Source organism: Salipaludibacillus aurantiacus, assembly GCF_900111295.1.
GTDB lineage: Bacteria > Bacillota > Bacilli > Bacillales > Salisediminibacteriaceae > Salipaludibacillus > Salipaludibacillus aurantiacus.
The window spans coordinates 87,413-93,777 of sequence record NZ_FOGT01000018.1 but is presented as its reverse complement, the minus strand read 5'-3'; the positions used below and the strand labels follow the sequence as shown (position 1 = coordinate 93,777).

7 protein-coding genes are annotated in these 6,365 nt (G+C 39.9%); 3 read left to right on the top strand and 4 right to left on the bottom strand.

Annotated elements, in window-relative coordinates; translation table 11 throughout:
* Positions 1-171 precede the first annotated feature (171 nt).
* Positions 172-1,104, bottom strand: a complete 933-nt coding sequence (locus tag BMW59_RS17850; RefSeq protein WP_093055033.1) for a DHH family phosphoesterase — start codon at positions 1,102-1,104, stop codon at positions 172-174.
* A 78-nt stretch (positions 1,105-1,182) separates the two neighbouring features.
* Between BMW59_RS17850 and BMW59_RS17845 the strand changes: the two genes are divergently transcribed.
* Positions 1,183-1,518 carry a YtpI family protein gene (locus BMW59_RS17845; protein WP_177174419.1) on the top strand — a complete coding sequence of 112 codons (336 nt, stop codon included), beginning with the start codon at positions 1,183-1,185 and terminating at the stop codon, positions 1,516-1,518.
* 51 nt (positions 1,519-1,569) lie between these two features.
* On the opposite strand, the gene BMW59_RS17840 is transcribed toward BMW59_RS17845, so the two are convergent.
* The gene (locus BMW59_RS17840) at positions 1,570-2,877 is read right to left on the bottom strand and encodes a CBS domain-containing protein (RefSeq protein ID WP_093055029.1); all 1,308 of its coding nucleotides are present in this window, start codon (positions 2,875-2,877) and stop codon (positions 1,570-1,572) included.
* A gap of 309 nt (positions 2,878-3,186) precedes the next feature.
* Between BMW59_RS17840 and BMW59_RS17835 the strand changes: the two genes are divergently transcribed.
* A complete protein-coding gene (locus BMW59_RS17835) occupies positions 3,187-3,858 on the top strand; it encodes a hypothetical protein (RefSeq protein ID WP_093055027.1) in 672 nt (223 codons plus the stop codon).
* An 88-nt stretch (positions 3,859-3,946) separates the two neighbouring features.
* Here BMW59_RS17835 and BMW59_RS17830 read toward each other — a convergent pair whose 3' ends face one another.
* Positions 3,947-4,630, bottom strand: coding sequence for a metal-dependent hydrolase (locus BMW59_RS17830; protein ID WP_093055025.1), 684 nt, complete (start codon positions 4,628-4,630; stop codon positions 3,947-3,949).
* A 146-nt stretch (positions 4,631-4,776) separates the two neighbouring features.
* Between BMW59_RS17830 and BMW59_RS17825 the strand changes: the two genes are divergently transcribed.
* Positions 4,777-5,871, top strand: a complete 1,095-nt coding sequence (locus tag BMW59_RS17825; RefSeq protein ID WP_093055023.1) for a M24 family metallopeptidase — start codon at positions 4,777-4,779, stop codon at positions 5,869-5,871.
* A 28-nt stretch (positions 5,872-5,899) separates the two neighbouring features.
* On the opposite strand, the gene BMW59_RS17820 is transcribed toward BMW59_RS17825, so the two are convergent.
* Positions 5,900-6,319, bottom strand: a complete 420-nt coding sequence (locus BMW59_RS17820) for a hypothetical protein (protein WP_093055021.1) — start codon at positions 6,317-6,319, stop codon at positions 5,900-5,902.
* Positions 6,320-6,365 lie beyond the last annotated feature (46 nt).

The window sequence follows — 6,365 nt, the reverse complement described above, 5'->3', positions numbered from 1 at the left end:
TATTCCTTTATCATCGGAAGATGACCTAAATCAAGGGAAGAAAATAAAAAAGAAACCCACGCTTTTTGAAAAGGGTGGGTTTCTCAACAGCCTGAGGCATCCGAACAAATGTTGTTCGGATGCCTTTTTTTGATAGCAGCAGTGATTTCAGTCCGCGAGGTGGACGCTTGCCTAACGGCAAAGGTCTTCCAGTTCACTTAACACCTTCTCTGTCTCGCTCCAGTCTGAGAGAGAAGCCCCAGAAGCCATTGGATGCCCGCCCCCATTATAACGGGCCGCCAATTCGTGGATTTCAGGACCCTTGGACCGGAGTCTTACCCGGATCACGTCTTCCTCTTCGACAAAAAACACCCAGGCTTTCAAACCTTTTAAAGTAGAGAAACTGTTAACTATGGAAGCTGCTTCTTTAGAAGTTACTTTATATTTATCAAGAATGTCTTTTGTTAAATACACGTACCCGGCACCAGCGGGGGTAATTTTAACTTCCGATAACACATAACCCTCGAGACGCAGTAAAGATAAAGAGGTCTCATATAAGTAATCATAAAGTTCAGGCCTGGAAAATTCGGCTTCAATTAAGCGGCCTGCAGCAAAAAATGTTTTTTCCGTTGTATTAGGAAAACGGAATCTGCCTGTATCTGCCACAATACCCGCATAGAGAAGCCTGGCCATCTCTTTATCCATAACGAACCCTTCCTTCTCTGCCTCTTCAAAAAGCTCAAAAATCATTTCACTTGTTGAACTGGCAGAAGGATCTACCCACATCAGATTTCCATATGGATCCACATTAGGATGATGATCTATTTTAATTGTTTCAGCACCGTTTCTGTATCTCTCATCATCGATTCGGGCTGTATTGGCCGTATCACAAATAATAACTAGTGATTTGGCAAAAAGGCTGTCTTCAATTTTGTCCATGCTTGCAAGAAAAGCAAGAGAACTTTCCTCTTCTCCTGCCAAATATACTTTCTTATCAGGATAAAGAGACTTAATTAAAGCTTTTAATCCCGCTTGTGATCCTATCGCATCAGGATCAGGCCTGACGTGCCTGTGAATAATAATAGAATCCCATAATTTAATTTTATTTAATATATCTTGTTTCAATATTCCCACTCCTGATTTAATTTTGTATCATGCGTGTAAAAAAATTTGCCTGGAAAAGGTTTGTCCTTTAAAATGAATATGAGTTTATTACATTTTAAAGGAGCCATTAATATGTTCTTCATATTCATTATATTTGCATCATTAGTTGCTTTCGTTCATTTTAAAGTCCAGCAGGGACGAGGTACCGGACCTGTGGAAAAACGGAGTAATTCTTCCAAAGGAAGCATTGCTATCGGAATATTCTTTATTTCATTCGGGGTTAACAGTTATATGAACCTGCAGTCCTCCGTCTCGGCTTTTATCACTCTTATTTTTGTTATTTTTGGAACGATTAATGTGTTTTTTGGTTTAAAGCATTACCGTATGCTTAAGCCGCATCTATCTAAAGAAAAAGCAGCCCTCCAAAAAAATTAAACAGTTTTTAAGAACAGCACCTGATCAGACGGCTCAGGTGCTGTTCTCTCATTAACGGTCTATCAGCTGCGCCATCAGCATCGCTTTTCCTACAATTTGATCCTGATGATATAATTCCACATCAACTTTTCCGAATTTCCGTCCGACTTCAAGAACTTTAGGCTTCACCTGCATCAGTGTATCAATCTGGACAGGTTTTATAAAGAACAATGTAATGTTTTCAACGACAAGGTCGCCTTTTTTATGCTTCCGCAATACTCTGCTTCCTGCCTCTGTTACTATAGTAGTCATTACTCCATATGAGATGGTTCCGAGATGGTTTGTCATTTGAGGTGTCACTTCCAGCTGGAAGGTATATTCATTCGCTGTTGACACATCTTCAAAGTGGCGTGTAACGAGATCTTCGATAGTATCTCCTACGTGCGGCTGCCGCTGGATCATTTGCAGAGCTTTCAGGACATCCTGCCTGCTGATGATTCCTATTAATTTCTTTGACTGGTTAATAACCGGGAGCAGTTCTATGCCTTCCCATACCATCATGTGAGCAGCAGAGGCTACGGACGTCTGATTTGTCACCGTAATAGGCTGTTTAGTCATCACTTTTTCTATTTCCATAAACTGACTCACACCCATTACATCTTTTGCGGTTACAATACCGTGAAGTTTCAGCTCTTCATCTACAATCGGATAACGGTTGTGCCCTGTTTTATTATTTAATTCATGCCATTTCTCGACTGTGTTTGATGTCGTAAGGAAATCCGTCTTTTCAACTGGAATTAAAATATCTTCCACTGATATAATTTCCTTTTTTATAAGCTGGTCGTAAATGGCGCGATTAATCATCGTCGCCACTGTAAAGGTGTCATAGCTTGTAGAAATAACCGGCAATTCAAGCTTATCTGCCAGCTGCTTTACTTCTTCACTCGTGTCAAATCCCCCTGTAATCAGTACAGCAGAACCTTCTTCCAAAGCCAGTTTATGTACCTGCTCCCGGTTCCCTACAATCAGAAGGTTTCCCGCTTCCACATAACGCATCATTGCTTCAGCTTTCATGGCACCGATTACAAATTTATTTAATGTTTTATACAGACCGTTCCTTCCGCCCAGTACCGAGCCTTCTACAATATTAATCACTTCCGCGTAGGTCAGCCTCTCAATATTATCCTTTTGCTTCTTCTCTATCCGGATGGTTCCGACCCGCTCGATCGTACTCACCAATCCCTGGTTTTCAGCATCCTTAATAGCTCTGTATGCTGTCCCTTCACTTACATTTAATACTTTAGCAATATGCCGGACAGATATCTTATTGCCAATTTCTAAAGAACGTATATGCTGTAATATTTGTTCATGCTTTGTCATTAGAGGGTTCCCTCCCTGTATAATAAACTGTTCAATTAATATTCTTCCCCTGTACTAACACAAGTATAATCGTCCTGACTTTCTACATCAAGCTAATTTCTGTTAAATTGACGCTTACTTCACCCTTGTTTCAGGGTATAACTAGTTAAGGTATATCTATTATTAATTGAACAGGGTAAAAAGAATGTCTTAACTATGATAATCAGGTAATATAAATCTCTGTATAAATCTGATAATATTCAATATGATATGTTATGATGATTTACCTGAATTTTGATTGACAATCAGCAGAAAGGGGGATCCGGGCAGTTGTTTAAAATATATGTATTACCGGCTTTATGCACTTTTTGTTTATTATTTTTTGTGTCATGTAATGACAGTAATTCAGAATCATCTCAAGTAGTAAGTGAAGAAAGCAACCCTGTGGAAATTATCTTTGGAGAAAATTATTCCAATTTAACCTCCGAAGATTATGAAGAACTGACAGCCCATGCTATAGACGTGTATGAAGAGGAAACATCAGTTTTTAAGCCTGACCGTGAAAATATTAAAAAGTGGTTTGTCCGCTATTATATTCAAAAATACGAATATAATGAAGACTGGTCTGAAGAGGAAATGTTTCAAATGGCTGAAGAAAGATTTGAATATGAACAAGCCTGGATAAATTATGCGGAAGAACAATACTCGGTGAGTGTGTCAGATGAAGAAGTAGACTCTCAGGCCAGATATAATCTTGAGATTTACCAGAATAACCTCCCTCCTTCTATTAGGGGGATGTCTGAAGCAATGGATTTATCTGTAGAAGAATTTATGATTGAATTTGACCGCGACCATGCTAAACGGACAGTGTTATGGGAAACTCTTGAACCTGTCCTGCTGCAAAAATATGAGGAGGAAGATGCCAGGCGGCTGGACAGTGTCTATCTCGGACAGAAGTACAAACAAGAAGTGGAAAGTTATATGGAAGACTCCAATATTTAAAAAAGCTGTCGAAGGCAAATAAGCCTTGGACAGCTTTAGTTAATTTTAAGCTTTATGATGAAAAAAAGTTAACTGCCGGCTACTGTAATTAGAGCTCAAGCTCGTCTCCTGCGTTTAAAACGATGCCTTCCCCGGTCTTTACTTTCTCTGCAAAAGCCAGCGCATTCTGTTCAATTACAGGGAAAGTGTTGTAATGGACAGGAACCACTTTCTTAGCGCCGATCCACTCTGCTGCAATAAGTGCATCTTCCGGCCCCATTGTAAAATTATCTCCTATTGGAAGGAAGGCCAGGTCAATATCATGAAATTCCCCTAGCAGTTTCATGTCAGAAAACAAACCGGTATCTCCTGCATGATAAACGGTTTTACCTTCCGCGGTAAATAAAATGCCCGCAGGCATGCCAGTATACACGATTTTTTGGTTCTCTTCTTCTGTATAGGCAGACCCGTGGAATGCCTGAGTCAGTTTTACTTTTCCAAAACCGAATTCATGGGCCCCGCCAATGTGCATCGGATGGGCATTGACACCTTGCCAGCCTAGATAAGTCGCCAGTTCAAAAGGAGCGACCACTAATGCATCATTTTTCTTAGCCATCTCTACAGTGTCTCCCACGTGGTCGTTATGCCCGTGAGTTAATAAAATCACATCAGCTCTTGTATTCTCAGCTTCCAGGTCAGTTATTCCGTTACCTGTAATAAATGGGTCTATGAAAATATTTGTCCCATTTGTTTCAATTTTAACGACTGAATGTCCATGATAAGATACTTTCATCTGTGATCCCTCTCCTTTTTTAAAAAATTTGTCTCTTAAGTTTCATACCCTGTCTTTTTTAAGATTATGCGTTTGATTTTCACCTTGTATGATATCATAATTAAAAATCCGTGTAACACTGGTTAATCACTAAGGAGGTTTACGACATGCACCGTCTGAAAAACTTACAGGAAAAATTAATAGAAAAAAATGCAGATGTCCTTATTGTTCAAACAAGACCGAATGTGTATTATTTAAGCGGTTTTGATACTGATCCACATGAACGCCTCGTCGCTGTTTTTATACTGAAGAACCATCCTCCTTTCCTTGTATGCCCCCATATGGAAGTAAATCAGGTGCAATCTGTTTTTACTGAAGGAAAAATAATCGGTTACAGCGACACAGATAATCCGTGGGAAAAAATCGCAGGACACTTATCTGAAAATAATATTGACATTCGTACAGCTGCGGTAGAAAGTTCTATCTCATGGGCCAGAATGCAAGCCCTTGAACTAATGAACAATTCTATTTCTTTCATAGAAGCTGATTCTATGATTAATGAACTGAGGGTAATAAAAAACGATTCAGAAATAGCGATCCTTAAAGAAGCGGCTTCGCTTGCTGATAAAGGAATCGAAGCAGGAGTCGCCGCGTTAAAAGAAGGAGTTACTGAAATGGAGGTACTGGCTTCAATTGAGTATTTCCTAAAAAAGAGAGGAATAAGGGAAATGTCTTTTTCCACTATGGTTCTTTTTGGCGGGAATGGAGGAGATCCGCACGGGAATCCGGGGGACAGAACTTTGAGAAAAGGAGACGGTGTCCTTTTTGACTTAGGTGTCGTTTGGAAAGGCTATTCCTCTGACATTACCCGAACAGTTTTCTTTGATCATGTGAAAGAAGACGACCGGAAGATATATACCACTGTGTTACACGCTCAGCAAAAGGCGCTGTCTCTGTGCCAGCCGGGCGAATCTGTCAGTCTGCTGGATAAAGTGGCAAGGAGTTATATTGAACAAGCGGGATACGGATCATATTTCCCCCACCGGATAGGCCATGGACTCGGAATTGAAGTACATGAATTTCCTTCACTCAGTGCAGAAAATCACTCTTGCCTGAAAGAGGGAATGGTGTTTACAATCGAACCGGGTATTTATATACCAGATCAGACAGGAGTGCGGATCGAAGACGACGTTCTTATTACTAAAGAAGGGCATCAATTATTGACTGCCTTTCCTAAAGAATTAACAATTATCCCCTCATAAAAATTATAAAAAAGAGGCCTGTAAGCAATTAGCTTAAGGCCTCTTCTGTTCCTTCGCCCTTATTCCAGAACCACGTTTGAATACAGTTATCAGAATCAATCCGCGTGACAGTAATACGCTCAATCTGTTCATACTTACTGCTCAGCTTTTCTGCTGTATGATCTGAAATAACCGGTTTAGTTAAATCGATAATAGTTAACAAGTGTTCAAAAGACTGCTTTGCTTGATCACCGCGCCAAATTGTATGGCCTTCTTCATATTCAAATTCATCAGGATTCTCATATTCCCATTCATAAAGCTTTGTTTCTGTTTCAATAGTTACTTTAAGAGAAGAATGTTCATACCATGCAGGCTCTGCAGCTAATCCTGCCTTGCCAGCAGCGAGTCCACTTATTAGCAGCAGTAATAGCAGGATAATAAAAAGAGATAGCCGGAAAGTTTTCATCATATAATCACCTCATCGTTAGGATGAGGAAAAACATGGATTTTATTCG